The organism is Pseudomonas violetae, assembly GCF_023072615.1.
In the GTDB taxonomy this organism is placed as follows: domain Bacteria; phylum Pseudomonadota; class Gammaproteobacteria; order Pseudomonadales; family Pseudomonadaceae; genus Aquipseudomonas; species Aquipseudomonas violetae.
In genome coordinates, this window is record NZ_JAKNRW010000003.1 from 330,093 (window position 1) to 353,897 (window position 23,805).

General features: G+C 54.3%; 24 protein-coding genes and 1 tRNA gene. 12 read left to right on the top strand and 13 right to left on the bottom strand.

Annotation, left to right across the window (positions count from 1 at the left end; translation table 11 throughout):
* Positions 1–76 precede the first annotated feature (76 nt).
* Together L9059_RS05955 and L9059_RS05960 are read left to right on the top strand one after the other, a co-directional pair.
* The gene (locus L9059_RS05955) at positions 77–316 is read left to right on the top strand and encodes a sulfurtransferase TusA family protein (RefSeq protein ID WP_247289193.1); all 240 of its coding nucleotides are present in this window, start codon (positions 77–79) and stop codon (positions 314–316) included.
* Between the two features lie 32 nt (positions 317–348).
* Positions 349–1,419, top strand: a complete 1,071-nt coding sequence (locus L9059_RS05960) for an AI-2E family transporter (RefSeq protein WP_247289195.1) — start codon at positions 349–351, stop codon at positions 1,417–1,419.
* A gap of 126 nt (positions 1,420–1,545) precedes the next feature.
* On the opposite strand, the gene L9059_RS05965 is transcribed toward L9059_RS05960, so the two are convergent.
* Together L9059_RS05965 and L9059_RS05970 are read right to left on the bottom strand one after the other, a co-directional pair.
* Positions 1,546–2,019, bottom strand: a complete 474-nt coding sequence (locus L9059_RS05965) for a peroxiredoxin (protein ID WP_247289197.1) — start codon at positions 2,017–2,019, stop codon at positions 1,546–1,548.
* A gap of 11 nt (positions 2,020–2,030) precedes the next feature.
* Positions 2,031–2,591, bottom strand: a complete 561-nt coding sequence (locus tag L9059_RS05970; protein ID WP_109628402.1) for a glycine cleavage system transcriptional repressor — start codon at positions 2,589–2,591, stop codon at positions 2,031–2,033.
* A 327-nt stretch (positions 2,592–2,918) separates the two neighbouring features.
* Between L9059_RS05970 and dapA the strand changes: the two genes are divergently transcribed.
* From dapA to L9059_RS05995, 5 genes are all read left to right on the top strand, one after another.
* Positions 2,919–3,797 carry a 4-hydroxy-tetrahydrodipicolinate synthase gene (dapA, locus tag L9059_RS05975; protein ID WP_247289199.1) on the top strand — a complete coding sequence of 293 codons (879 nt, stop codon included), beginning with the start codon at positions 2,919–2,921 and terminating at the stop codon, positions 3,795–3,797.
* Positions 3,798–3,814: 17 nt separating this feature from the next.
* Positions 3,815–4,930: an NlpB/DapX family lipoprotein gene (gene bamC / locus L9059_RS05980; RefSeq protein ID WP_247289208.1), complete on the top strand. Its 1,116-nt coding sequence runs from the start codon at positions 3,815–3,817 to the stop codon at positions 4,928–4,930.
* A 4-nt stretch (positions 4,931–4,934) separates the two neighbouring features.
* Positions 4,935–5,693, top strand: a complete 759-nt coding sequence (locus L9059_RS05985; RefSeq protein WP_247289222.1) for an MBL fold metallo-hydrolase — start codon at positions 4,935–4,937, stop codon at positions 5,691–5,693.
* Between the two features lie 28 nt (positions 5,694–5,721).
* Positions 5,722–6,435: a phosphoribosylaminoimidazolesuccinocarboxamide synthase gene (purC, locus tag L9059_RS05990; protein WP_194691122.1), complete on the top strand. Its 714-nt coding sequence runs from the start codon at positions 5,722–5,724 to the stop codon at positions 6,433–6,435.
* 83 nt (positions 6,436–6,518) lie between these two features.
* Positions 6,519–6,608 (top strand) — tRNA-Ser (locus tag L9059_RS05995).
* 398 nt (positions 6,609–7,006) lie between these two features.
* On the opposite strand, the gene L9059_RS06000 is transcribed toward L9059_RS05995, so the two are convergent.
* From L9059_RS06000 to L9059_RS06025, 6 genes are all read right to left on the bottom strand, one after another.
* Positions 7,007–7,708 carry a recombinase family protein gene (locus L9059_RS06000; protein WP_247289225.1) on the bottom strand — a complete coding sequence of 234 codons (702 nt, stop codon included), beginning with the start codon at positions 7,706–7,708 and terminating at the stop codon, positions 7,007–7,009.
* Positions 7,709–8,041: 333 nt separating this feature from the next.
* A complete protein-coding gene (locus L9059_RS06005; protein ID WP_247289226.1) occupies positions 8,042–8,242 on the bottom strand; it encodes a hypothetical protein in 201 nt (66 codons plus the stop codon).
* Between the two features lie 418 nt (positions 8,243–8,660).
* Positions 8,661–9,134: a hypothetical protein gene (locus L9059_RS06010; RefSeq protein ID WP_247289228.1), complete on the bottom strand. Its 474-nt coding sequence runs from the start codon at positions 9,132–9,134 to the stop codon at positions 8,661–8,663.
* Position 9,135: 1 nt separating this feature from the next.
* Complete coding sequence (locus L9059_RS06015) at positions 9,136–9,366, bottom strand: hypothetical protein (protein ID WP_247289230.1); 231 nt, start codon at positions 9,364–9,366, stop codon at positions 9,136–9,138.
* 145 nt (positions 9,367–9,511) lie between these two features.
* Positions 9,512–10,885: a hypothetical protein gene (locus L9059_RS06020; RefSeq protein ID WP_247289232.1), complete on the bottom strand. Its 1,374-nt coding sequence runs from the start codon at positions 10,883–10,885 to the stop codon at positions 9,512–9,514.
* A 972-nt stretch (positions 10,886–11,857) separates the two neighbouring features.
* Positions 11,858–13,375: a tyrosine-type recombinase/integrase gene (locus L9059_RS06025; protein WP_247289234.1), complete on the bottom strand. Its 1,518-nt coding sequence runs from the start codon at positions 13,373–13,375 to the stop codon at positions 11,858–11,860.
* Positions 13,376–13,739: 364 nt separating this feature from the next.
* Here L9059_RS06025 and L9059_RS06030 point away from each other — a divergent pair, with 364 nt between their 5' ends.
* The 3 genes from L9059_RS06030 to gltS are packed head-to-tail and all read left to right on the top strand — an operon-like array spanning position 13,740 to position 16,690.
* Positions 13,740–14,465 (top strand): IclR family transcriptional regulator, encoded by a 726-nt coding sequence (locus L9059_RS06030; protein WP_247289236.1) that lies wholly within the window; start codon positions 13,740–13,742, stop codon positions 14,463–14,465.
* A gap of 20 nt (positions 14,466–14,485) precedes the next feature.
* Positions 14,486–15,424, top strand: a complete 939-nt coding sequence (hutG, locus tag L9059_RS06035) for a formimidoylglutamase (protein WP_247289237.1) — start codon at positions 14,486–14,488, stop codon at positions 15,422–15,424.
* Between the two features lie 57 nt (positions 15,425–15,481).
* Positions 15,482–16,690 carry a sodium/glutamate symporter gene (gltS, locus tag L9059_RS06040; RefSeq protein ID WP_247289238.1) on the top strand — a complete coding sequence of 403 codons (1,209 nt, stop codon included), beginning with the start codon at positions 15,482–15,484 and terminating at the stop codon, positions 16,688–16,690.
* A gap of 778 nt (positions 16,691–17,468) precedes the next feature.
* On the opposite strand, the gene L9059_RS06045 is transcribed toward gltS, so the two are convergent.
* The 5 genes from L9059_RS06045 to L9059_RS06065 all read right to left on the bottom strand — a co-directional run bounded on the left by L9059_RS06045 (position 17,469) and on the right by L9059_RS06065 (position 22,100).
* On the bottom strand, positions 17,469–17,828 hold the full coding sequence (locus L9059_RS06045) for a hypothetical protein (RefSeq protein WP_247289240.1): 360 nt from the start codon (positions 17,826–17,828) through the stop codon (positions 17,469–17,471).
* The gene (locus L9059_RS06050) at positions 17,825–18,799 is read right to left on the bottom strand and encodes a hypothetical protein (protein ID WP_247289242.1); all 975 of its coding nucleotides are present in this window, start codon (positions 18,797–18,799) and stop codon (positions 17,825–17,827) included. Before L9059_RS06050 ends, L9059_RS06045 begins: the two co-directional genes overlap by 4 nt.
* An 11-nt stretch (positions 18,800–18,810) precedes the next feature.
* Positions 18,811–19,299 carry an Hcp family type VI secretion system effector gene (locus tag L9059_RS06055; protein ID WP_247289244.1) on the bottom strand — a complete coding sequence of 163 codons (489 nt, stop codon included), beginning with the start codon at positions 19,297–19,299 and terminating at the stop codon, positions 18,811–18,813.
* 202 nt (positions 19,300–19,501) lie between these two features.
* Positions 19,502–20,089: a cupin domain-containing protein gene (locus L9059_RS06060; protein WP_247289246.1), complete on the bottom strand. Its 588-nt coding sequence runs from the start codon at positions 20,087–20,089 to the stop codon at positions 19,502–19,504.
* A 49-nt stretch (positions 20,090–20,138) separates the two neighbouring features.
* Positions 20,139–22,100 (bottom strand): oxidoreductase, encoded by a 1,962-nt coding sequence (locus L9059_RS06065; RefSeq protein WP_247289249.1) that lies wholly within the window; start codon positions 22,098–22,100, stop codon positions 20,139–20,141.
* 223 nt (positions 22,101–22,323) lie between these two features.
* On the opposite strand from L9059_RS06065, the gene L9059_RS06070 reads away from it, so the two are divergent.
* Together L9059_RS06070 and L9059_RS06075 are read left to right on the top strand one after the other, a co-directional pair.
* Positions 22,324–22,971, top strand: a complete 648-nt coding sequence (locus L9059_RS06070) for a TetR family transcriptional regulator C-terminal domain-containing protein (RefSeq protein ID WP_247289251.1) — start codon at positions 22,324–22,326, stop codon at positions 22,969–22,971.
* A gap of 92 nt (positions 22,972–23,063) precedes the next feature.
* On the top strand, positions 23,064–23,780 hold the full coding sequence (locus tag L9059_RS06075) for a response regulator (RefSeq protein ID WP_247289253.1): 717 nt from the start codon (positions 23,064–23,066) through the stop codon (positions 23,778–23,780).
* Positions 23,781–23,805: the final 25 nt, after the last annotated feature.

Consider the following 23,805-nt stretch of genomic DNA (forward strand, 5'->3'; position numbering starts at 1 on the left):
GACCTTACTGTAGCCGGACACTTGCCTTCGGACCAGATATTCTAAGCCGCTCAACCGCCTGACCCGGAGTGATGCAATGACTGACGCTGTAGCCCATGATGCCGAGCTGGACGCCAGCGGCCTGAATTGCCCGTTGCCGCTGCTCAAGGCCAAGCTTGAACTCAATCGCCTGGCCAGTGGCGCAGTGCTCAAGGTAATCGCCACCGATGCGGGCTCGCAGCGCGACTTTCGCACCTTCGCCCGATTGGCTGGTCATACGCTGCTTCACGAAGAAGATGAAGCAGGCGTGTACCGTTACTGGTTGAAAAAAGCCTGAATTCCGTTGGGTTCGTTTCTTAAGGATTTTTGATGTTCAAGGTGTTACGCGACTGGATTCAGCGCTATTTCTCCGATGAAGAAGCCGTGGTGCTGGCGGTTCTGCTGTTTCTGGCATTTACCGCGGTCCTGACCCTGGGCGGGATGCTCGCTCCTGTGCTTGCGGGCATGGTGCTGGCTTATTTGATGCAGGGCCTGGTGGTGACGCTCGAACGCCTGCGCGTACCCGGTGGCGCTGCCGTGGGCCTGGTGTTCGCGCTGTTCATGGGATTGCTGCTGGTGTTTATCGTGGTCGTGGTGCCGTTGCTTTGGCATCAACTGATCACCCTGTTCAACGAGCTTCCCGGCATGCTCGCGAAATGGCAGTCGCTGCTGTTGCTACTGCCGGAACGATACCCGCATCTGGTATCAGATGAGCAGGTCTTGCGGGCTATTGAAGTGGCGCGGGGCGAGATTGGCAATTTCGGACAGTGGGCTCTGACGTTCTCGCTGTCGAGCCTGCCGCTCCTGGTGAACATCATGATCTACCTGGTACTGGTGCCGATACTGGTGTTTTTTTTCCTCAAGGACCGGGAAATGATCGGCGAATGGGTGCGTGGTTATCTGCCTCGGGAACGGGCGCTGATCACCCGCGTGGCCCATGAAATGAATCGGCAGATCGCCAACTACATCCGCGGCAAGGTCATCGAAATCTTCATTTGCGGCGGTGCGACCTACATCGGCTTCGTTGTCTTGGGGCTCAACTACGCAGCGCTGCTGGCGTTGCTGGTGGGTATCTCGGTGGTTGTGCCCTACGTTGGCGCCGTGGTGGTGACCGTGCCGGTATTGCTGATTGCGCTATTCCAGTGGGGCTGGAGCGACCAGTTCATCTACCTGATGGCGGTCTACGGAATCATCCAGGTGCTGGACGGCAACGTGCTGGTGCCGCTGCTGTTCTCGGAAGCGGTGAACCTGCATCCAGTGGCGATCATCTGCGCGGTGCTGTTGTTTGGCGGGTTGTGGGGCTTCTGGGGGGTGTTCTTTGCGATCCCGCTGGCGACGCTGTTCAAGGCCGTGCTGGATGCGTGGCCGCGCAAGGAGCCGGTGGTGGCGCCGCTGCTTTAATGTTCACGCATGATTCTTCAGTGAGGATCAGGCGCTTATCGCGGGCAAGCCCGCTCCCACAGTATTAATGCGGTCCTTGTGGGAGCGGGCTTGCCCGCGATGGCGTCAGACCAGACGCTAAAAATCTCAGGCCTTGTTCAACGCCTGAGCAGCCGCCAACACCGCGTCCACATGCCCCGGCACCTTCACCCCGCGCCACTCCTGACGCAGCACACCCTCCTTATCAATCAGGAAAGTGCTGCGATCAACGCCCATGTACTCCTTGCCATACAGCTTCTTCAGCTTGATCACATCAAACAGCTGGCACAGCGCCTCTTCCTTGTCGCTGATCAGCTCGAAGGTGAATGCCTGCTTGGCCTTGAAGTTTTCATGGGATTTGAGGCTGTCGCGGGACACGCCGAAGACTTCGGTATTGGCCGCCTTGAACGCCTCGTGCTGATCACGGAAGCCCTGGCCTTGGGTGGTGCAGCCCGGCGTGCTGTCCTTCGGGTAGAAGTAGATCACCACCTGCTTGCCCTTGAGGCTCGCGAGGCTGACGGTTTGCCCGTTGGTGGCGGGTGCTTCGAAGTCGGCAACCGGTTGGTCGATGTCAACGGCCATGAAAAGCTTCCTTACATTGGGTTCTGGGGGCGCCACGGTTCGATCAGTGCATCCAGGTTCAGCGCATCCGCGAAATCCAGGAACTGATCGCGCAGCCAACTGATCTGCACGCCAGCCGGCAGGGTCACAGTAAATGTGGCATTGAGCATGGTGCCGCCGGTCTGTGGGGCCTGATAGGTGTCGCAGGTCAGGTTTTCCAGCTCGACGTTGTGGTCCATGAAGAACTGGCACAGCTCGTTGATGATGTCCGAGCGATACGCGGAGCTGACGTAGGCGACGTACGGCAGGGCCTGTGGACGATTCTCCAGGGCCGCGCTGCGCACCACGTTGACTGTGAAGGCGTGCTTCTTGGCCAGGCCCGACAGGCTGCCTTCCAGGCGAGCCAGGGCATCCCAGCTGCCGGAGATCTCGAGGATCAACGCACTGCACTCGCCATGACGGGTCAGGCGAGACGTGACCACGGCGCAGCGATTTTCATGGCTGGCGCGGCACAGGACGTTAGTCAGCTCCATAGGGTTGGCGCCGAGGGCACTGATGACAAGGAATTGTTCGCGAACTGTGGGGGTGGACATGCAGCATTCCTAAAGCGATGAGCGGTCGATACCTCAATGGGCTTTTTTAACCGTGAACGAGCCTGCGGATGCGAATTCAGAAAACCCGATGGCAGGTTGCAACGTGCTCTATTGAGGCAAGAGCGAAGGGTAGCAACGCTGGATCGGGGCTTATGATGCCGAAAATGGAGGCTGGAACGCGGCGTACGAGCTTATCGGTACCGATCAAAGTCTGAAGGGTAGCGAAAAGCGGCGCCTAGGGGAATGGCAGCAGCGCAGTACTTCGCTTGTACAAGCATCTTGGCGCCAGTACCATTACCGCTCTCTTTTTCCGGCAGGAGCGGTTGCATGATTGCGGGCAGTATGGTGGCACTGGTCACACCCATGGATGCACAGGGTCGTCTCGACTGGGACAGCCTGAGCAAACTGGTGGACTTTCACCTGCAAAACGGCACCCACGCCATCGTGGCGGTCGGCACTACAGGTGAATCGGCCACCCTTGACGTGAACGAGCACATCGAAGTGATTCGTTTCGTGGTGAAGCAGGTTGCAGGGCGTATTCCGGTGATCGCCGGTACGGGCGCCAACTCGACGCGCGAAGCCATTGAACTGACCACCAACGCGAAGACCGCTGGTGCCGACGCTTGCCTGCTGGTGACGCCGTACTACAACAAGCCGACCCAGGAAGGCCTGTACCAGCACTTCAAGGCCATCGCCGAAGCTGTCGACATCCCGCAGATTCTCTACAACGTGCCTGGCCGTACCGCCTGCGATATGCAGGCAGACACGGTGATTCGCCTGTCGACCGTGAAGAACATCATCGGCATCAAGGAAGCCACCGGCGACCTGTCCCGTGCCAAGGCTATCCTCGATGGTGTCAGCGATGACTTCCTGGTGATCTCGGGTGACGATCCTACGGCGGTAGAATTGATTCTGATGGGCGGCAAGGGCAACATCTCGGTGACCGCCAACGTTGCCCCGCGCGATATGGCCGACCTGTGCAATGCCGCTCTGAAGGGCGACGCCGTCACGGCCCGCGCCATTCACGAAAAGCTGATGCCTCTCAATAAAACCCTGTTCATCGAATCCAACCCTATTCCCGTGAAATGGGCGCTGCATGAAATGGGCTTGATGCCGGACGGTATCCGTCTGCCGCTTACCTGGCTCAGCACTGCCTGTCACGAACCGCTGCGGCAGGCCATGCGCCAGTCCGGCGTCCTGGTTTAATTGAGGAAGTACTACGCATGAAGCGATTGGCCGGACTTTCCGCACTAGCCGTGATCATCTCCAGCACCAGTGGCTGTGGATGGGTCTGGGGCCCGGAAGGTTATTTCCGTGACCGTGGTAGCGATTACCTGGAAGCGCAACAGACTGCACCGATGCAACTGCCACCGGATGTCACTACCGCCAAGCGACTGGACCCGTTGCTGCCGATCCCGCGCAACGTGGCCGATGACTCCGTCAAGGGCGAGTACGTGGTTCCCCGTCCGCAACCGCTGACTGCGGCGGCTGACGCCAGCGCCTACTCGCTGCAGAAGAGTGGCGATACCCGCTGGATCGTCGCGCAGAACCCACCGGCAGAAGCCTGGCCAGTGGCCGTGCAGTTCTTCCAGGACAACGGCTTCCGCCTGGACGAGCAGCGCCCGCAAACCGGCGAATTCACCACCACCTGGCAGCACTCCGACGAACTGTCCGCCGCCATGGCCAAGCGCCTGAGCGCCGCCGGAGTCGGTGCCGATAGCGAAACCCGTGTGCGGGTGCGTATCGAGCCGGGCGTGCAGCGCAACACCAGTGAAATCTACGTGGTCAGCGCCGAGCGTCCTGCAGGCAGCACTGCCGACGTCGAATTCACCAGCCGTTCGGTCAACACCGGCCTGGACGCGGCACTGGTCGACGACATGCTTGCGAGCATGGGCCGTATCTCCGAGAAAGGCGGTTCGGTGTCCATGTTGGCTTCGCGTGATTTCGATACGCCAAGCCGAGTCAGCCTGAGCGAAGACGGCAGCGGCAATCCGGTCCTGAACGTCGGCAACGACCTGAATCGCGCCTGGTCGAGTGTTGGTCGTGCGCTGGAACAGGGCGAATGGCGAGTTGAAGACATCAACCGCAGCCTGGGCCTGTACTACATCAACCTCGCCGAAAAGGCCGAGAAGAAAGACGACAAGCCTGGTTTCTTCAGCAGCCTGTTCGGCAGCGCGCCGAGCAAGGAAGAAGTTGAAGCACGCGCCGAGCGTTACCAGATTCGCCTGAGCAAGGTGGGTGAAAACGTCCAAGTCACCGTCGAGAAGAACATCAACACCGTGGCGCCAGCTGATGTGGCGCGCAAAGTGTTGGGCGTGATTCAGGACAACCTGGGCTGATCTCATGCGTTTTGCCGTTCTCGGCAGCGGTAGCCAAGGGAACGGCACGCTGATAGCCAGCGCTGATACGTATGTGCTGGTGGATTGTGGTTTCTCCCTGCGGGAAACCGAAAAACGCCTGTTGCGCCTGGGTGTAAACCCGGCGCAGCTGAGCGCGATACTCGTGACCCACGAACATGCAGACCATGTGCATGGCGTGGGTTTGCTGTCTCGGCGCTACAATCTGCCTGTCTACCTCAGTCGCGGTACCCTGCGCGGGATGCGCAAACCGATTGAACCGGCGGGCCTGTTGGCCGGCGGCGAGCAACTGCAAATCGGCGCACTGAGCATCGGCGTCATTACCGTGGCCCATGATGCACAGGAACCGACGCAGTACGTGTTCAGCGATGGTGAGCGGCGCTTCGGCCTGCTGACCGACCTGGGGTCGTACTGCAACAGGGTGCTGGATGGCTACAAGGACCTCGATGCATTGATGATCGAGTCCAACCATTGCCGTGACATGCTGGCTCGCGGTCACTACCCGTACTTTCTCAAGCAGCGGGTGGGCGGCGAACTGGGACATTTGAACAACCACCAGGCGGCATTCCTGGTGTCCGAGTTGGGCTGGCAAGGCCTGCAACACCTGGTCCTGGCCCATCTGAGCAGCAAGAACAACCTGCCGCAGCTGGCCCGGCAATGTTTTGTCGACACCCTCGGGTGCGACCCGGACTGGCTGCAACTGGCCGATCAAGATTCAGGGCTCGACTGGCGACACATCGCCTAGCCCACCTACTTAGCAAGCGGAGCCCATCATGGAAAAACGTGAAGAACTCTACCGCGGCAAAGCCAAATCGGTTTTCAAGACCGACGACGCTGACCGCTTGATCCTGCTGTTTCGCAACGACACTTCGGCGTTCGACGGCAAGCGTATCGAACAGCTCGATCGCAAGGGCATGGTGAACAACAAGTTCAACGCCTTCATCATGCAAAAACTCGAAGCCGCGGGCGTGCCGACCCAGTTCGACAAGCTGCTGGGCGACAACGAGTGCCTGGTGAAGAAGCTCGACATGATCCCGGTCGAGTGCGTCGTGCGTAACTACGCCGCCGGCAGCCTGGTCAAGCGCCTGGGCGTCGAAGAGGGCATGAAGCTCAACCCTTACACCTTCGAACTGTTCCTGAAGGACGACGCCAAGGGCGACCCGTTCATCAACGAATCCCACGTCGTGGCTTTCGGTTGGGGCACCGCCGAGCAACTGGCTCGCATGAAGGAACTGTCGCTCAAGGTCAACGAAGTCCTGAACAAACTGTTCGACGACGCCGGCCTGCTGCTGGTCGACTTCAAACTGGAATTCGGCGTATTCAGCGACGGCTCCATCGTCCTGGGCGACGAGTTCAGCCCGGACGGCTGCCGCCTGTGGGACAAGGCCACCGGCAAGAAAATGGACAAGGACCGCTTCCGCCAGGGCCTCGGTGACGTCATCGAAGCCTACGAAGAAGTCGCCAACCGTCTGGGCGTACCGCTTTAATCGACGCAAGCATCTGATACCACAGAAATATTTCGCTTAGGGGCTTCGCATCCGGCGAAAGTGTTGTTATGATGCGCGCCGTTGGAGAGATGCCAGAGTGGCCGAATGGGACGGATTCGAAATCCGTTGTACCTTCACCGGTACCTAGGGTTCGAATCCCTATCTCTCCGCCATACAAATAAAAGCCTCGTAAGTCTTTGATTTACGGGGCTTTTTTGTGTCCGAGTGTTTTTCGATTCTACTACTCATTTCTACTACTCAACCCCCATCCAATTCCCACCAAAATCCCAAAAACCCGTTTTGGGAATCTCGATTTCAAACCGAGTCAGTATTTTGATCTAGGGTAATCCGTCAGCGGGATATCACACGCGCTCAACGTTCAAGCATGAAAATCGAGATACCCCCACTAATGTTCTCCCAAATCCCTAGCAGAGGGTCAAAGGTCGATTGATTTGGCTATTTGCTGCGGCTGTGCTGCTGAATTAGGCGTTCTAGCGATGAAGTAGACCTACCGCCTAGCTTGCCACTTTTGCGCGTCTATTCGTGCAGAGAGACTCACTACTCCACTTCTTCAGAAAGTAAGACCAAGACGTTCCATCATTCGCTTCACTGTCATTGGTGAGAACTCACTACCGCGTGCGGTGGTAACACCCTTGGCATTCAAACATTTGGCGATAGCAGCAAATGTTGGTTGACGTTCGTACAAACAAGCTTTCAATTCAGCGTCCAATAACTTTGCGCGGTTGTTGGCATTGTCTGCCTTGGCCTGCATTGCGGCACTGTTACCAACTGCCCACGCTTTTGCACGTCCAGCATCACGACGGGCGATCTTCGCTTGAGCTTCAACATCACCAGCAGCGGCATTCTTCTTCAACTCTGCAAGACCATCCTTTGTACGTTTGCGAATCTTGACCAATTCTTCTTCGGCCAGCAGCGACTTGATGTTGCGTACCAGACCACCACCATGTACGTCTTCAGCTTCAATGAAGGTGTATTTCTTCTGCAAGGTTACAAAGTGCGCATGGTCACGAGTGAGACGGTCAACACGGTGAACAACTACAGAACATTCCAAACCTTTAGCCATGGCGAGCGCCAGACGGCATTGAGGACGTTCCAGAGGATCAATGGAACCTGAGACACCTTCGTCTGTGAACTCAGCGACAATATCCCATCCATTTGCTTCAGCAGCGATCCTGATAGCAGCAAACTGACCACCTACCGACAGGCACTGGTCATCTGTACTCATCCGTGCGTAAGCCACTACCTGTTTCATGTTTTTCCCCCGTCATCGTTGGTGATGGCGCCATCATAACATATTGCAGACGAACGACAACAATATGTTATGGGGTAGAATAAAAAGATTTACGGTGCTTGGATTTGTCATTGGATTGTGAGTTGTTCTGTTTGTGCTGGCGCTGCTGCTTGCTGCACTGGAATGAATACCAGCATGGTCATCGCTTACATGGTCACAAGGTGAATACCTCGTGTAATAGCATTGCTACCGCCATCCTATGGATGCGTTGACAGGTGTATAGCGACGATTAGCACGCGGATTGTGATGGGTGCAGCCGTTGGTGATCAGGCTCAGGCTGCATGTGGAGCGGTTTTAATGAGCCAGGAACGAACTGGCCACTTCTTCACCCTCAGGTGTTGGAATCACATCGAAGAAGCTGTCACCGTCAAATACGCCGAATACGAGTTTCTTTGAGAGGAGGAGCCTGAAGGTATGAACGGCGGAACCATCCACTTGAGTTTTGCCGTTGATGATTGCTGTGAGAAGAGATTCTTCGGTCTTGAACATGTGCATAGATAGTTTCCCAAGTGAAGCTCGGCTACCACGGATCGGGCAATTACGATTTCACTTGACAGAAGTATATCACATGTGATTTTGGACAATTTCGAGTAGATACATAATAGATGAAAACTATTAACAATGTACGATTGATATTCTTTGCATATGAAGCCCCGTGTTGAGATTCAGGGCTAGAAACGAATATGTCTAACCAATTGATCATTGGAGCCCAGTAATAATCAGTGTCTTGAAGAAGTTGCTCTAAATACTCAAACATTTTACACCCTGATACCAACGTGATTATCGCCTGTTTTGATGGAGATATTACAGGTACGAAAAAGCCCCTGAATGCTGGTGAGCATCAGAGGCTAATACTGGTGTGCTGAACATTGTGAAGACTCTCGTAATCAAATGAAGGGGAATACGGTTACCTTCACTCTGGAATAACTAGCTCGGTGAAGGTGCTGTTCACTTCACTTTCGATTTCCAGCAAACGCTTTGCTTTAGCAGATGCGATCGCATCTGCTTCTTTGATCTCATCCTTCTCAATCAATTGTGACTTTAAAAGCTCTTTGAAAAGTTCGCGTTCAGCTTTAAGATGAAAAATATAATCTTCTTTGACTTTCCCAAACTTTTGCGCCAGTTCAATATCCTGAATATGTTGTGGCTTGGTCATGTACGCCGAGTAATTAAGACTCTCCATCCGGATCGGTAATTTCTCGTCGAGTACATATCCGTCTCCACTCATTTTGATTACAGTCTGAAGGAAACGGAATGGAAGTTCGCCCCGCGCTATTTCTTTACATTCACGAGTGTTAAGGTACCAATGCTTATATGCTTGCTGGCGGCGCTCCAACTCATTTTGATCAAACGTTGGAATTGTACCTTTGATTTTGATGGTGGTCATTTTATATTACTCCTTTATGCTTGTTGATGTGAACAATGGCTCTCGCAATTATTGAAGCGCGATATTGTTCTTCACTTAGCTTGAAAGTGTTGAACTTGGATTTACTGGTGACTTGGTTATCACCATCTTTTTCTAATTGCACCTCACGCTCTAAGCGCTGTGTTGTTTTATTTATTTTAGAACGCGCTACCGCTCGTTCAAAGCTAGTGCGAAAGTGATCTATATTAGTCATTTACTTTATCCTCTTGTTTAATATTGAATTCTGTCTGCTGACAGAAGAATGTATTTGATGGAAATGTCTGTAAGCCACGTATAATCACGCTTACAGCTATATGCATGTATCATGTGTAGATACTACCTGCGGCGGTGTTGATGAGTTAGAAGTCGCAGAATATCTCTTCTGGAGTGATGCGCAGATATTGATTTGGTACGTAGTCGTCTTCTACTTGATAGTAGATGCTGGAATAGTCCAACAAACCTTCACACTGTTGCGATGGGAAACGGGCGAACATTTCTTCTTCATATGTGGCTTGTTCCGCTTTTACAATCTCTTCTGCCAACATTACTTTGTCAGGCAAGCCTAGACTGATGATCGCATTCTTAATAACAGGTACTTGCTGTAAAAACCGTGAGTAGTCATCAGCAAAGTGATCCTGAATGCTGCTGGTGGAGCCGCTGTAGTCCGGTGCGAGCGACGTTACCTCCAGATACTTGCTCAGGGTGCTGCGGATCATTTTGCGGTCTACAGGCTGTCCCTGAAGCGTGTGGAACGTCCGAAAACCAATGAAGTCACGCAGAGTTGAAGCATCCATACCTTCCCGTAGTTCTAGCGGGTTCCATGTCACACCGTATGGATTTTCAAGAATACTCGATAGTCCCTGTTGATCCGGTTGGCGACTAAGCCAAGCAATCGCCACATGAAGTACAGGAACCATGAATGTAATATCAGACTTATGTTGACCAGTTGGGAGTTGTTCCGACAGTCGCTGACATTCTTCCAGCATTACTATGAATGATCGTTTGGTTGCATAGTCAATTGTGAAGGCTGGTTTGTCTTCTATCTTTGTCCTGATTGCACGAAGATCATGCAGTGACATACGTTCGAGTTTGCTCAGTGGCAATGTATTGTCTGGATCATTCTGGAATACCCATTTTGCTGCACAGTATCGATTGCTCTTTGTCACTGGGTGTTCTTTCGCATAGTCGATTAGCACTTGGCCCAGGTAGTCAGTCACCAAATCCAAGACAACGCGATCATGGGTTGTGCTGGTTACTTTCCATTTTGCTTTCAGTTTGCTTCTTGGAATGCACAGTCCTCGGTCTTGGTAACTTTTGTTACCGTGCGTTTGGTTATGGAATGAACCACCAATAAACAGGTTGAGGTGATGCAATAGTCCGACAGTGCCGATACCTTTTGCTGGCTGGACGTGGCACAGGTGGAATTTAGAAGTTTTAGTTTCAGAGTTCCATCCAAAGGTTTTGAATCTGGCTTTATAAACTTCAAATAGAGCGACTAGATCCACACCTTGTAAGATTTCAACTGTGCCGGCTCGTTTGCATTCGCTTGCAATCCATAGCCATTCATCAGACTGTGAGAGTCGTAAGATTCGTTTCTCTTCTGTTGTCTGTCGTTTTTCTTTTTGATTCTTCTGTCTTGCCTTTGGTCGGCATGGCGGACAGTGCTTAGCCTTGATTTGGCTAGTGGTGAACGCGGTGTTACATATGGCGCAGGTTCTGGTTCTCTTGATCATGTTTATGTTTATCCTCGTATAGGGACTGATGGGAAAGCGACTTATGCATCATGGTGATCATCTGTTGAAGGGCGTGGGTTGGATTGGTTTCACCCAACATGCTCATAACTTTTTCTAACTGTAAGATGGAACGAGGGTTCAATCGGATTCGCATATCTGAGCTTCCTTAAGTTGCTGTAGGCCACGCAATACGTGGGTTATAGGTGTATGTGTGTATCAACTGTAGATACTACATGCTGCACTCTGCGTTGCCTTTGCAACCACAAGTGCATTGATCATCATGTCGAGGTCATTAGCTTCAGTTTTAAGCTGAATGTATTGGAGCTTACTCAACACCACTTTCAGCGAAACAGGGCCGGCATTTGAAAATCTCCACAATCTTGTACGGCATGAATTGCTACAGGTTTTAGTTTGTGGGCGGCGATTGTCGATTGATTTACTACACACGGCGCATTTCTTTATTTTTGACATGCATTTTCCCTCCAAAGGGTAATTGGTGATAAAACGTAATATTCTTGTGTCGGTTTCAGGCAATAAAAAGGCCACTGTCTAGGTGGCCTTCTTTATATGAGAGCGCAAGAGAACAGATGCTAATGAAGACCTAGAGGGAGGCTCAAAAGCGCGAAGTCACCGAAATGACCAAAAATGGCGACTATTACTCTTTCGGACTTTCTGTAAGAACTGCAATAATTACAGAAGTCTGAAGATTGTTCTCTTGCTAATAGACGAATTATAATACACGAAACCTTGCTTTGTCAATAGATGTCAACATTTAAATGACACTTCCGTCAATTATTTTATATTGTTGAAATATCGCCGGGTAGTTAAGCATGCGCTTATTGAGCACATCAAACCAAAACGATTGTTACTGCAAGAAAACACCACTCAAAAACACGTTCTCCTATCAGGGTATGCAGACGTACCGGGTAGAGAGTAGCGTTGTTTTTAGTGGTATTTTATCGATCAAACTAATTAATCTGTAGAAAAGTGGTAAGTAAGATGGTTGATCGCTTCTTGTTTCTGTTCAAAAGAACATCCGGCACTGTAAACGCTCAATGTAAATGACTTGTGTTCGTGTCCCACGATGTACGGTAGCACCTCCAGACCCACACCTGCTCTATGAAGCTCGGTCGTGGTTGTTTTTCGGATGCTGTGGAATACGTGAAGTTTGGAGAATTCGGCTTTCGTTTTAAAATGTCCAAACTGCTTGCTCAACCAGTCAAGCCGGTTTCCATATTTGTTGTTTCCACCTTTGAACAAATACCCATCGTTTGCTGAAGCTTGCGAACATAGATTTTTGTACAACGTTACAAGAGAAGGATGCAAGGGCATGTCTCGTACGCCAGCATCTGTCTTTGATTCGTTGATCTTGAAACCTATTGGTTCACCAGCGTGGTCGAAAATTGTATGTTCCGGTTTGATGCGCCCAATCTCTTCAAGTCTCGCACCGGTGAAAGCACCAAAGACTATCAGGTTGGCTAAATCATCTTTGCCACCTTCTTTTGCTTTCTTGTGAAGCTGTTCAACTTCTATACGAGTAAATGGAATGTACGATTTACCGACTGAATCCCCTGTCTTTGGTAGGTCATGACCATCGAATGGGCACGGTTGTCCGGTGAATTGCTCACGAAACTGAGGGTCGTACCTAGATGCCCATTTCCAAAAGTTTCGCCCCGACCAAACATAGTTAGCAAGTGTCTGACTGGCACCACCTTGTTTGTTTAAGAATTTGTGGATTGTGTCAAAGTTGAGTGGTGCGCCTTCGGTTGTCAGAAACTTGGATATTTTCTCAACACGAGCTTTGCAACTGTTGCGGGTTTTCTCTGATTTGATTTGAGTGGCGAGGTGTTTTGCCCAAGCCTCAATCATGGAAGGGCTGATTGGTGATCGTGGTTTGTAGATTGTCGGGTTTCGCGCAATCGATTGAGCTTCCGAATGTTCTTCGTCAGACAGATTGTATTCTTCTGCGGTGCACGCAGCTTCTAGATCTCCAATGATCATCAGAAATTCATGTTGAAGGTTTATGCCTTCACCAGCGTTGACACCATTCTCAAGTACGTCAACGTGTTTTCTTGCGAGGCTGGTCAAGCGGTCGGCAATTTCGTTCTGTCCTTCGTCCCGAAGCTCTCTCACCATTTCGGGAAGCATTTCGAACCATGAGATATCAGCCGGGGCGGCATCTGGATTCCGCGGGGTGTAGATCTTTGTGACGGCATTAGTTTGTCTCTGCTGCAAATCTAGCCCAACCGTGTGCTGGGCTAGCCGCCATTCATCCCCGGCACCGGCTTTGGCATGTCGTGCTGCTGCAATGTCGGCTTCCCACTGAGCCAGCCAGTACAAGCGCCGCTTCATCGCTTCAGACCGAAGACCCGTCTTCAAAGACTTCGTGAACGTGCTTCGATTCCCAAGCGCTCTACGCACATCCTTCGGTATCTGCTTTATGACGTACCACGTTTGCTCGTTTTTCTTCTGAATGAGGTTGTCAGGCATGCGAGCACCGAAGCGTGAGTGGTAGAGTGATTTCTACTACTATCTTCTACTACTCATAGTGGTAATGGTCAACAAACGCGGGGTTTGTTGGGGTTGAAGGTGGTAATCGGAGACTCCCTATCTCTCCGCCATTACATAGAAAAAGCCCTGTAGCTGAGAAGTTACGGGGCTTTTTCGTTTCTGATGGTTTTTGTTCTCCTGTCCCCTCCCGCTATGTTTTTCGCTCCCACGTTTTTATGGCTGCAAGATTGCGAATGAGCGGCCGCTGATCGTTATATGGCCGATTGTTCCCACTGAGTGGGAAACCTGTTTCAGTTAATGAGAAACATCGTGCCACCATGCAGGCAATAGCATGGGGCCAACAATGAGCTACAACACGCCAACCGATCGCTTGCTGCAAATCCTCGTAACCCTGGGGCAATCCGGCGAGGCGATCTCCGCCAAAGAACTGTCCGAGCAGCTGGCACAGCCGCTCAGCAGCATCTATCGCCATCTAAAAACCCTGCTGCGCTGGGGCCTGGCCGAAGAAAACGGTCACGGTCGTTATTTGCCGGGGCCTGCCTGTTTGCAACTGGCCAAGAAGTTCGACCGCGAAGCGGTGTTGGTGACGTTGGCCAAGCCCGAGCTCAAGCGCCTGGCCGAGCAAACCCAGGAAAGTGTGGCGTTGATGGTGCCCAGTAACGGTCAGGCCATTTGCATTGAGCTGATCGACAGCCCACAGCCGCTGCGCTGCTGCTACCAAAAGGGGTTGGCGCAACCGTTGCTGGTAGGCGCTTCGGCGCGGGTGTTGCTGGCGCACATGGATGAGGCGCAAAGCCTGTCGGCGCTGCTGGCCCAAGGCGTCGACAGCGGCGACGTTGCGATCTATCAGCGCAGTTTTGCCGAGATCCGGGCTGCCGGTTACGCCGTGAGTCAGAGTGAAATCGACGACGGCATCTGGGGGGTCAGTGCGCCTTTGATCGACAGCCGCGACCGCCTGCAAGGCGCTATCAGCCTCATGGCCCCTGCCTTCCGGGCTCAACAGCGCACTGAACGCCTGATCCGCTGGACCCGGGATGTGGCGCTGCGTCTGAGCGCCCGGCTCGACTGAATTTGACTGGAGTTTCAAACATGACCGTTGTTCCTGACATGGCATTGTGGACGGGGCGCATTGACGACGCCGAAGGGCAAGGCGCGCTGCGCTGGCACCAATGGATCAAACCCTTTGCGCAAAACCAGCCTGCGGGTGTCGCACTGGTTGGTTTAGCCTGTGATGAAGGGGTCAAACGCAACCAGGGCCGCACCGGTGCACGCCAAGGCCCGACAGCACTGCGCAAGGCTTTGGCCAACCTGGCGTGGCACGGCCACCGGCCGCTGTATGACGCGGGCGATGTGGGTTGTATCGACAGCAACCTCGAAGGCGCACAGCAGAGCTACGCCCACCACGTCAGCGAGTTGCTCGATCAGGGGCATTTACCGCTGGGGCTGGGTGGTGGCCATGAAATCGCTTTTGCAAGTTTTAGCGGTCTGGCCGATCACTTGCGCAAACGCACGACGACGCCCCGTATCGGTGTACTTAATTTCGACGCGCATTTTGACTTGCGCCATGCCGAACAAAGCAGTTCAGGCACCCCTTTTCGCCAGATCGCCGAGTATTGCCAGCGCGCTGAAATGCCCTTCACTTATGGCTGCCTGGGTGTTAGTCAGCTCAACAATACTCAGGCACTGTTCGAGCAGGCGCAGCGGCTGAATGTGCGTTTTCGCCTCGACCGTGAAATGCACAGCTGGGACGTCAGCGCTTGCGAAACATTCATCGATGATTTTTTGCAAGACGTCGATTACCTCTACATGACCATTTGCCTCGATGTGCTGCCCGCTAGCCAGGCGCCCGGCGTCAGTGCGCCGTCTGCCCATGGCGTGGACATGCAAATCGTTGAGCATCTGGCGCGCTATGCCAAGGCCAGCGGTAAATTGCGCATGGCCGACATCGCCGAACTCAACCCCGGCCTTGATATCGAAAACCGAACCGCCCGCATTGGCGCGCGTCTGCTCGCTAGCCTGATTGATTAAGTTTTCCGAAAATCCCTGAAACCGCTTGTTGAATCATAAGAAAAAGAGAAATTCGCCATGCTGACATTCGAACTGGATGCGCTGAGTACCCTCGCTCTCGCATTACTCCTGCTGGGCCTGGGAGCTCAACTGAAAAAACGCAGTTACTGGCTGCGCCAACTGTGTGTTCCCGCACCGGTGATTGGCGGCTTTGGTTTTGCCCTGCTGATCTGGCTGCTACGCAGCCAACAGTGGCTGAATCTGACCCTCGACACCAGCTTGCAAACCCCGTTGATGGTGGCGTTCTTTACCACTGTCGGTTTGGGCGGCAGCCTGGGCTTGCTGCGTAAAGGCGGCAAGTTGCTGTTTATCTACCTGGGGGCGTGCTGGGGCTTGGCGCTGGTGCAGAACGTAGTCGGTGTCAGCGTTGCCAAACTGTTGGGTATTGATCCGTTACTGGGGATCATGGCCGGTGCGGTGTCACTGGAAGGCGGTTTTGGTGCGGCGGCGGCTTTCGGCCCGATTGCTGAAAACCTCGGTGCCGTCGGCGCGACTACTGCGGCGCTGGCGGCCGCGACCTTTGGCATGGTGGCGGGCGGTTTATTGGGTAGCCCACTGGCGCGCTGGTTGATTGAGCGCAACAACCTCACGGTTAAAGCGGAAGCGGTGGGCAGCCTCAAGGCGTTTGAAGAGGTGGTCCACACCCCGCCTGCCGCGCTGGATGCACCGACCCTGTTGCGCTTGTTGACCTGCATCGTGGTGATCATGGTGCTGGGTTTCTGGCTGGGCGCCAGCTTGCAACAGCACTTGGGCATCGTGTTGCCGAGCTATGTGGGCGCGATGTTTGTGGCGATTATCTTGCGCAACCTCAATGACCGCAGCCAGGCGATCGAGATGCCGGACCATGCTGTCAGCACCATTGGGGACGTGTGTTTGGGCATGTTTCTGACCATGGCAATGATGAGCCTTAAGTTCTGGGAGCTGGAAAAGCTGGGATTGCCGCTGCTGGTGATCCTGGTGGTGCAAGTGCTGATCATGATTTTGCTGTGCGTGTTCGTTATGTTCCGCCTGTTTGGCCGTAACTACGACGCTGCCGTCCTGTGCGCCGGCTTCATGGGGCACGGGCTGGGCGCTACACCCAACGCTGTGGCCAACATGGGTGCCATCTGTGACCACTACAAAGTGTTCTCGTACAAAGCCTTCATCATCGTGCCGTTATGCGGCGCCGTGCTGATCGACATTGTGGCCATCCCGATGATCACTTGGTTTATCAACGCGTTCAGCTAGGGGGCGGTCTCATTTGGACCCTTGATATCCGTCACTTCGTCGAAGCGTTACTCTGGCTTGCTCGTACGGTCTCGCCATGGCTTGGTTTCCCGTAAACCTACGGTCAAGGCATAGAGTCCAAGTGCACTAAAGTTGCTGGGCCGGCAATGGCATTTGGGTGCAGATGATGTAAGCACTCGCTGCCGATGCAGATCTGGAGCACTTGATGGTGGATGGGAGCATCGTGCAGATTAATCAGCACGGTGCGACCAAAAACAGCCGAGGACATTTAAGTCACGGGCAAGTCCCGGAGGGTGACTGAGCACCAATCGACGGTCGATGAGGGTATTTCCACTTGGCCTATGCCGAATAACCTGAGCACTACATGGTGCATTGGGCGCGCCACTCGTAGCGGTGCTGAGGGTAAAGAAACATGATCGCTACAAAGCTTGATGAAGTGGAGTTACATCCGCACATGCAATCGCTCCTGCGCCTCCCGTGAGGATGCCGAAGACGGCAGTGTAACCAATTACTGCTGCAGTTCCGACTGCCGTTCTCCTCTTGGCTCCACCAGCCAAGCCGCCAACAATTTACTTCTCTCGACGCACTCCAATTTTTTACACAGGGCTTCGCATCCAGTGTCTGTGGATATGACGGAAAGTTGTGTAGGTCAGTTTGCGGTCTTCAATAATGTGTTGATTGTCATAATTAGTCATGCGATGTTTTCGGTTTCATACTTGCATTGGGTTCTAGGTGTCGAGAAATATGTTGGGGAAGGTGGTGTGCTTTACGCAAATGTTTACCAATAAGGGAACGAAAAAAAAGCGAAGGAAAATATCGTGCTGACGATCCACGGCATCATAAGCTTGGTTCTCAAGCCGGTCGGCATCATCGACAGCTCATGTGCATCTATCATTCCGCGTCTCTCAAAGAAATCAGGTGCTAGAAACATCAGAACAATCGAACCGTTTCTAGGGATTTTGCCAAATACTCCAAAGCTTCCAAGAGCTTTTAGATTGTTCTCTACAAATGTGCTTTTCTTTAAGTGACTTTCTGCAAGTTCAGTTAGTCTGTGGGCGGAGACGATGAGCCAGATTACTGACGATATTTGTACAACCATTATAAATATCGCAGCGATAACCAACGTTAAGCTGCTCATGGGGAGTACTCATATATAACATCACCGATAGACTCCCCAGCCCGGGAACCGTATTCGCCTCCTGCCCATCCTCCTAAACCTCCTCCGACCAACGTGCAGGCGAAAACGCTACCCCCAGCCGTGACTGGACTAAAAGCAACCGCGCATGCAGTAATAGCAACTGTAGCTCCGATTGAGCCACCAAATATTCCGCCAGCTATGCCGACCGCCAATTTACCACCCTCCGTGTATTTGGCCTTTCGGCACTCTTGTTCCCGACCGCTGGAGCACGCTGTGTAGATGGAGGTCCCAGCCGCTGCGACGTTTAACCCAACCCCCAAGTAGGTGCCTCTTCTTATCAGGCTCGAAGCCTTAGCCACACCGTTGATGGTGTCTGCGTAACCAGTGATGATCCCCTTATGTAAAAAACTCTTGGTCGAGATCCCAAGCACGTTCTTGATTGGACCTTGATTGCGCATGCCTGAACCATGGCCAGCAAAGCTTTTCAATTGGCTTTCAAGCTTGTTGAACAGCATTTTGCGCTTTGAGTAAAAGGCATCTCTGCTCTGGCTAGTGCCACTCCTCAAGTGTTCGTTATGCGCTGCTTCAATATCGAGCAGAGTGCTCTTGATGCCCTCAAGGTGTTTGCTCCAGGCATCACCCACTGAACCTATGCCGAGTGCGGTATAGCCGAGCATTTTTGTTAAAAACTCATGATTCTCGACCAGAAAGCCATCGCTTTGCATTCCGTTCGTCATCAACGCGATATGGACGTCAGAAGCTTTACGCATATAAAAGGCTTCTTCAGCCGTACAAGAGGGGGTCGAGTTATCCCCGACAATCACAAGCTCACCCGGCAATACCACGGTGTTAACGATGTGCGCGTTCAAAATGTCGAACTTTACGCGTGTATTTTTACCAAGCTGTAGATTCGATTTCAAATACGAATAGGGCTGTACTCTTGGATTAATGAAGCTGTATACCTCAGACATAAATATAAGCCTCAGGAATATTTTTTGTTGTTGATTCGGTCCCAGCCACCCGCGACGTTACCTCCGCCGGCGCCATCGGCCCGTTTTTGCTGAGTATAAGTTGTTTTGATACGCCCATAGTTCAAGCTGATCGTTTCGGTTGGCACGCCATCATTCGCAACTTGCGAGTAATTTGAAATAATCACTTCTTCTAGTGTGATCTCAAAATATTTTAATTTGTCTCCGCCCGCCCTGTGTAAGGACAAAACTACTTCTTTCAGGTGCTCGCCTGCACAGCTGGCTTCAATCAGCTTGCAGCTGGATTTGTCCAGAAGCTTGGTAATGGTTAAATCGGTGACAGTCGTTCGACCTGAGGAAGCTCCTCCTGCAGAGCTTGCGGTGGCCGAAGTGCTCTGATGGGTGCCAAAGCTGTAACCTGTCGTTTCTATCCAGTCCTTGTGCTGCTCATCCAGAGCTTCACCGGGAATCCCCTCTATCTTGAGGTACGCGTCGAATGCCATTTACTTTCGTCCTTGTTGTTATAGTTATTTCAAATTGAATCATTAAGATCTCGTAGGGTTCTCGCAGATCTTAAGCGTTAAATTACCGTCCGCCAGTAGCTCGAAAAAATCAGGAAGTGACTGTAGGAAAAATTCCCCGGCCTCCATTAAAAAAGCCCCAAAGCTAATCAAACTCCGAGGCCTCTTCATCTCAAACATCCCATCAAAACGTAGGCGGCGTAATCACCCAAATCACCACCGCATCCACCTCCCCAGGATTGCCATACCGATGTGGCTCCTGACTCGAAAAACTGAAACTATCCCCCTCACTCAGCTGGAAATACCGCTCCCCAACCCACAGCTCAAAACTCCCCGACAGCAAATACCCGGCTTCTTCCCCCTCATGGCTATAACTCTGCTGGCTATAAGTACCAGGCGGAAACCGTGAGTGCAGCATCTCCAATTGCCGATTCGGCTGCGGGGTCAGCAGTTGGTCGACGATTCCATCTTCGTAATGCACGCTCATCCGCGTGTTTTTGCGCACCACCACACCCTGGTCTTCCGGGGCGGTGTTGGCCTCGCTGGCGAAGAACCACTGGATGGTCACGCCCAGGCTGCGGGCGATGTTGAAGAGGGCGGGGATGGAAGGGTAGGCGAGGTTGCGTTCGAGCTGGCTGATGTAGCCGGCGGTGAGCTCGCTCATGCTTGCCAGTTCGGCCAGGGTCATGCCTCGGCGTTTGCGCAGGCCGCGGATTCGGGTGCCGAGGAAGTGCGGCTCTGCTGCGGCGCTGTCTTTACTGCCGTTGCTCATGCGTGCTCCAGGCCGGGGTTTGGGTGAAAACCCCGGAGTATAAACAGGCTCAAAGCGCCCAGGCGACTTTCAAGCCTTCGTAGATGGCCTCTTCGGCAGTGCGCGGCGCGAGGCAGTCGCCGATCCGGCGAAACTCCACCAGGCCTTGCAGTTCTGCGCCCAGGGTGTCGACCGGTTGATGGCCCTGGCACAGCACCAGCGTGTCGATATTTTCCAGCAGCATCGGTTCACCGCTGGCGGTGTGTTGCAGGTAGACGGTGTTGTCATCGCAGCCGTAGAGGCGGGCGTAGGGGGTGATGGGGATGCCCAGTTTGTGCAGTTCGCCGGCCAGTTGGTCGCGCACGTACAGCGGCAGGGTTTCCCCGCAATGGGTGCCGTTGACTGCCAGGTGCACCTGATGCCCGGCGCGCACCAGGCGCTCGGCAATGCCGGGGCCGATCCAGTCGCAGCGCCAGTCGACCACGACCACCGAACGACCGATCTGCACTTCCTCGCGCAGCACTTGCCAGGCATCCACCACCTGCAGTTCGCCGCCGCGCTCGAAGGTTGGCCAATAGGGTTCTGCCCCTGTGGCGACGATCACCAGGTCGGGGCGCTCGCGCTCCACCAGGGCGCGATCGACCCGGGTGTTGCGCACCACCCGCACACCCGCCAGTTCCATTTCCCGTTGCAGGTTGGTGCTGGCCCCACCGAATTCGCTGCGTCGCGGTAACAACTGCGCCAGCAGCACCTGGCCGCCGAGTTGCGCGGCGGCTTCATAGAGGGTGACCTCGTGCCCGCGCTGGGCGGCTACCGCAGCGGCTTTCATGCCGGCTGGGCCGCCGCCGGCGATCATGATGCGCTTGCGTTGGCCGGCGGGTTGGCGATGACTGAAGATCAGCTCGCGTCCGGTTTCCGGGTGCTGGATGCAAGAGATCGGCAAGCCTTTGTGGAAGTGGCCGATGCACGCCTGGTTGCAGGCGATGCAGGCGCGCACGTCTTCGACGTGGCCGGTGTCGGTCTTGTTGGGCATTTGCGGATCGCAGATCAGCGCGCGGGTCATGCCGCAGACATCGGCTTGACCACGTGCCAGTATCAGCTCGGCTTCCTGGGGCTGGTTGATACGCCCGGTGACGAACAGCGGGATCGACAGCCCGGCCTTGAAGGTTCCAGCTTCCTTGGCCAGGTAGGCCGCTTCGATCGCCATGGGCGGCACGATGTGCACGGCACCGCCCAGGGATGCAGAAGTACCGGCCACGATGTGCACGTAATCCAGGCTGGCTTGCAATGCCTGCACGGCGAGCAGCGATTCGCCCTCGGTGAGTCCTTGCGGGTCGCGCTCGTCAGCGGAAATGCGCAGGCCGATGATGAAGTTGTCATCGGTGCTCGCCCGCACGGCCGCGATGATTTCCCGCAGGAAACGCAGGCGCTCCTCGAGCTCGCCGTTATAGCCATCAGTTCGGCGGTTGACTCGCGGATTGATGAACTGCGCGGGCAGATAACCGTGACTGGCGACCACCTCCACGCCATCGATCCCGGCTTGAAACAGGCGCTGGGCCGCTGCCGCGTAACCGGCGACAATCTCGTCGATCATGCCTTGATCCAGCGCCCGAGGCATCACCCGAAACCGCTCGTTGGGCACCGCCGAAGCTGAATAGGCGACCGCCAACAGCCCGTCGCTGGACTCCATGATTTCCCGCCCCGGATGGAAAATCTGCGACAGCACCACCGTGCCGTGTGCATGGCAGGTTTGTGCGAGCTTGCGATAGCCCTCGATGCAGGCGTCGTCGGTGGCCATCAATACGTGAGAGGTGTAACGCGCACTGTCGTGCACGCCCGCTACCTGCAACACGATTAACCCGGCACCACCTGCCGCACGCGCCTGGTGATAGGCGATCAATTGATCGTTGACCAGATTGTCGGTGGGCATCGAGGTGTCGTGGCCGCTGGACATGATACGGTTTTTCAGGCGTTTGCCGCGTAGCTGCAAGGGTTCGAACAGGTGCGCGAAAGCGTGGTGCGAGGTGCTCATGGTGGGGCTACTCCAAGCAGGCTGAAGCCGTTTTTGGCTTTATTATTTATCCATAAGAATTTACCATCAGTAAAAAATCAACACATTTATTTACTTGCCCCTGACTATGGCGCCGGTAGAAGCCGCGCGACATCTGGAGTCGGCGAGGGTAGTTGCTGTACAGTCGTTCAGCTCTTTAATCGCTCGTACAGGGCTTAACCCTCGCCTCCAGGAAGGTCGTGCAATGACTCAGGAAGTCCGATTCTCCAGAATGGCGCCGGAACTGCGCAAAACCAATCTCATCGAGGCCACGCTCGTGTGCCTGCAGCGCCATGGCTTCCAGGGTGCCTCGATCCGCAAGATTTCCGCTGAGGCCGGTGTGTCGGTCGGGCTGATCAGCCACCACTACTCCGGCAAGGACGAGTTGGTCGCCGAAGCCTATCTGGCGGTGACTGGCCGCGTCATGTCGCTGTTGCGTGCAGCCATGGAACAGGCGGCGCCTAATGCACGTGAACGCTTGTCGGCTTTTTTTCGCGGCTCGTTTTCCGCCGAGTTGCTCGATCCGCAACTGCTCGATGCCTGGCTGGCGTTCTGGGGCGCGGTCAAGACGGCAGAGGCGATCAACCTCGCCCACGAACAGTCCTACGGCGAGTACCGCGCCATCCTGCGCAAGGTGCTCAACGAGTTGGCGGAGGAAGAGGGCTGGCAACATTTCGACTCCGACCTGGCCGCTATCAGCCTCAGCGCCTTGCTCGATGGCTTGTGGCTGGAATCGGGCCTCAACCCGGGTACCTTCACCCCGGAGCAGGGTATGCAGATCTGCGAAGCCTGGGTCGACGGTTTGCAGGCCGGCGGTCGGCAGCGCTTCACTGTGCAGACGACGGGCTGTTGATCGATCGTTCAGTAGTGGCTACTCTCTGCCGTCAGTGGTCAACAAAACTCTAATAAGAAACACGCCTTCGGGCATACGCGGGACACCTAGCGATGACTCCTCGGGTATTGATCGTCGATGACGATCCGCTGATTCGCGAACTGCTGCAGGCCTACCTGTCCCAGGACGGTTACGAAGTGCATTGCGCCGCCACGGCAGAGCTGGCCGAAACCTTCCTGGCGACCCAGAGCGTCGACCTGGTGATGCTCGATATCCGCCTGCCGGGCAAGGATGGCCTGACCCTGACCCGGGAGTTGCGGGTCCGTTCGGAGGTCGGGATCATCCTGATCACTGGGCGCAACGATGAGATCGATCGCATCGTTGGCCTGGAGTGCGGTGCCGATGACTATGTGATCAAGCCCCTCAATCCGCGGGAACTGGTGTCCCGGGCGAAGAACCTGATTCGCCGGGTTCGTCACGCACACACGCCACAGCCAGTCGCCCCCGTCGCCCGCCCGGTCAAGCAATTCGCTGCCTGGGCCTTGGACACTGACCGCCGACGGCTGATTGACCACAGCGGCAGTGAAACCCTGCTGACCCATGGCGAATACCAGTTGCTCAGTGTGTTCCTGCGTAACAGCGGGCATACCTTGAGCCGGGATCAGTTGATGGACCAGATCCGCAACCGCGAATGGGTGCCAAGCGATCGCTCCATTGATGTGCTGGTGGGACGCTTGCGACGCAAGTTACATGACGACCCGGCCGAGCCGGAGCTGATCATCACCATCCATGGTGCTGGGTATCTGTTTACCGCCAGTGTGGCGGCCTGAGCAGCGTGTGGCGCGGGTTCTGGTT

Bases quoted from the DNA above. Each gene is read 5' to 3' on its own strand.
- L9059_RS06000 (WP_247289225.1), bottom strand. From the start codon at position 7,708: ATGAAACAGGTAGTGGCTTACGCACGGATGAGTACAGATGACCAGTGC.
- gltS (WP_247289238.1), top strand. From the start codon at position 15,482: ATGCTGACATTCGAACTGGATGCGCTGAGTACCCTCGCTCTCGCATTA.
- L9059_RS06050 (WP_247289242.1), bottom strand. From the start codon at position 18,799: ATGTCTGAGGTATACAGCTTCATTAATCCAAGAGTACAGCCCTATTCG.
- L9059_RS06030 (WP_247289236.1), top strand. From the start codon at position 13,740: ATGAGCTACAACACGCCAACCGATCGCTTGCTGCAAATCCTCGTAACC.
- L9059_RS06025 (WP_247289234.1), bottom strand. From the start codon at position 13,375: ATGCCTGACAACCTCATTCAGAAGAAAAACGAGCAAACGTGGTACGTC.
- L9059_RS06060 (WP_247289246.1), bottom strand. From the start codon at position 20,089: ATGAGCAACGGCAGTAAAGACAGCGCCGCAGCAGAGCCGCACTTCCTC.
- L9059_RS06065 (WP_247289249.1), bottom strand. From the start codon at position 22,100: ATGAGCACCTCGCACCACGCTTTCGCGCACCTGTTCGAACCCTTGCAG.
- L9059_RS06075 (WP_247289253.1), top strand. From the start codon at position 23,064: ATGACTCCTCGGGTATTGATCGTCGATGACGATCCGCTGATTCGCGAA.
- L9059_RS06055 (WP_247289244.1), bottom strand. From the start codon at position 19,299: ATGGCATTCGACGCGTACCTCAAGATAGAGGGGATTCCCGGTGAAGCT.
- purC (WP_194691122.1), top strand. From the start codon at position 5,722: ATGGAAAAACGTGAAGAACTCTACCGCGGCAAAGCCAAATCGGTTTTC.
- L9059_RS05960 (WP_247289195.1), top strand. From the start codon at position 349: ATGTTCAAGGTGTTACGCGACTGGATTCAGCGCTATTTCTCCGATGAA.
- L9059_RS06015 (WP_247289230.1), bottom strand. From the start codon at position 9,366: ATGACTAATATAGATCACTTTCGCACTAGCTTTGAACGAGCGGTAGCG.
- L9059_RS05970 (WP_109628402.1), bottom strand. From the start codon at position 2,591: ATGTCCACCCCCACAGTTCGCGAACAATTCCTTGTCATCAGTGCCCTC.
- dapA (WP_247289199.1), top strand. From the start codon at position 2,919: ATGATTGCGGGCAGTATGGTGGCACTGGTCACACCCATGGATGCACAG.
- L9059_RS06010 (WP_247289228.1), bottom strand. From the start codon at position 9,134: ATGACCACCATCAAAATCAAAGGTACAATTCCAACGTTTGATCAAAAT.
- L9059_RS06020 (WP_247289232.1), bottom strand. From the start codon at position 10,885: ATGATCAAGAGAACCAGAACCTGCGCCATATGTAACACCGCGTTCACC.
- L9059_RS06005 (WP_247289226.1), bottom strand. From the start codon at position 8,242: ATGCACATGTTCAAGACCGAAGAATCTCTTCTCACAGCAATCATCAAC.
- L9059_RS05965 (WP_247289197.1), bottom strand. From the start codon at position 2,019: ATGGCCGTTGACATCGACCAACCGGTTGCCGACTTCGAAGCACCCGCC.
- bamC (WP_247289208.1), top strand. From the start codon at position 3,815: ATGAAGCGATTGGCCGGACTTTCCGCACTAGCCGTGATCATCTCCAGC.
- L9059_RS06045 (WP_247289240.1), bottom strand. From the start codon at position 17,828: ATGAGCAGCTTAACGTTGGTTATCGCTGCGATATTTATAATGGTTGTA.
- L9059_RS05955 (WP_247289193.1), top strand. From the start codon at position 77: ATGACTGACGCTGTAGCCCATGATGCCGAGCTGGACGCCAGCGGCCTG.
- L9059_RS06070 (WP_247289251.1), top strand. From the start codon at position 22,324: ATGACTCAGGAAGTCCGATTCTCCAGAATGGCGCCGGAACTGCGCAAA.
- L9059_RS05985 (WP_247289222.1), top strand. From the start codon at position 4,935: ATGCGTTTTGCCGTTCTCGGCAGCGGTAGCCAAGGGAACGGCACGCTG.
- hutG (WP_247289237.1), top strand. From the start codon at position 14,486: ATGACCGTTGTTCCTGACATGGCATTGTGGACGGGGCGCATTGACGAC.